Origin of the sequence: Streptomyces sp. NPDC004732, assembly GCF_040609235.1 — a bacterium.
In the GTDB taxonomy this organism is placed as follows: Bacteria; Actinomycetota; Actinomycetes; order Streptomycetales; family Streptomycetaceae; genus Streptomyces.
On record NZ_JBEXJR010000047.1, the window covers coordinates 1 to 1,264 of the forward strand.

General features: G+C 35.3%; 1 protein-coding gene and 1 pseudogene. Both read left to right on the top strand.

Going from position 1 to position 1,264, the window contains the following annotated elements; genetic code table 11:
• Positions 1 to 367: pseudogene (locus ABZV77_RS42665) on the top strand (hypothetical protein); the annotation flags it as partial.
• Positions 364 to 1,264: orotidine-5'-phosphate decarboxylase (gene pyrF / locus ABZV77_RS42670; RefSeq protein ID WP_356268787.1), on the top strand; the 901-nt coding region annotated here is incomplete at its 3' end. The pseudogene ABZV77_RS42665 and the gene pyrF, both read left to right, overlap by 4 nt.

Genomic DNA, 1,264 nt, shown 5'->3' on the forward strand with positions numbered 1-1,264 from the left:
TTCAGAAATTTTCCCCAAAATATCTGAAAGCAACATTATATGTGATAGATACTTATACAGTTCACTAGCGTTCTTTAAAGCTCGTGGGATAGACTACAAAGAAATTCTAATGATTAATAAAGGTGTTCCTACTCCAGATGTTACAGTGTTTTTAGATGTTCCTCCAGAGCGTGCTTTAGAGAGAGTTCGTCAAAGGGATGGAGAAGATATAAAGTATGAAGAAAAAAATGAGTTAGTATTTAACCAAGTAAGACAAAATTTTCTTGATGTTTTACCTAAAAATGCTTTACTTGTTGATTCAACTGTAGGGATTGACAAAGTTCATCAAATAATAACTAATTTTGTAAGCGAGGTAATGGATAAATGATGTTTTCTGATAGATATATACAAAAAGTAGTCAATACAAAATCTCATCTATGTGTTGGGTTAGATCCCATTTTAGAGAATTTTCCTAGCTATATTTTAAAAAAGGCAGAGAGCATCTATGGAAAGACCCCTAGAGGAGCAGGCTACGCTATTTTTGAATTTAATAAAATGATTATTGATATAGTGGCAGATAAAGTTCCAGCTGTAAAACCTCAACTTGCTTACTATGAGAAGTATGATTATTATGGAATAGAAGCTTTTTGGAAAACTGTGGATTATGCTAAGAAAAAGAGACTTATCGTTATTGCGGATGCTAAGAGAGGAGATATCGGAAGTACTTCTCAGGCATATGCAGAAACTTTTTATAAGAATACAGCTGATGAGTGGAGCTCTACTTTATCTGTAGATGCAGTAACAATTAATCCATACTTGGGAAGTGATGGATTAGACCCATTTATAAAATTAGGAGAAGAAAATGATAAGGGCTCTATTATTTTAGTGAAAACAAGCAATCCTTCTTCAGGAGAATTGCAAGATAAAATACTGGATTCTGAAAATAAAACTATCTCTGAAGTTGTATGTGATTATATTATTAAAAGCACGAATAAAGTTGGGAATTATGGATTTTCAGATATTGGAGCTGTCATTGGAGCAACATATCCCGAAGATTTAACTAAGTATAGGAGACTCTTACCAAAAACCTTATTTCTAATCCCAGGAGTTGGTTATCAAGGAGGAGATGTGAAACTATTAGACGCAGCGTTTGATAATAATGGTTTAGGAGCCATCATAACATGTTCAAGAGCAATTGATTATGCTTATAAAGATCTCGATGTGGTGCGTGGCCGGTTCGGCCCGCTCGCCGACCTGCCCGACGCGTTCGAGCCCTTCCTCGGCC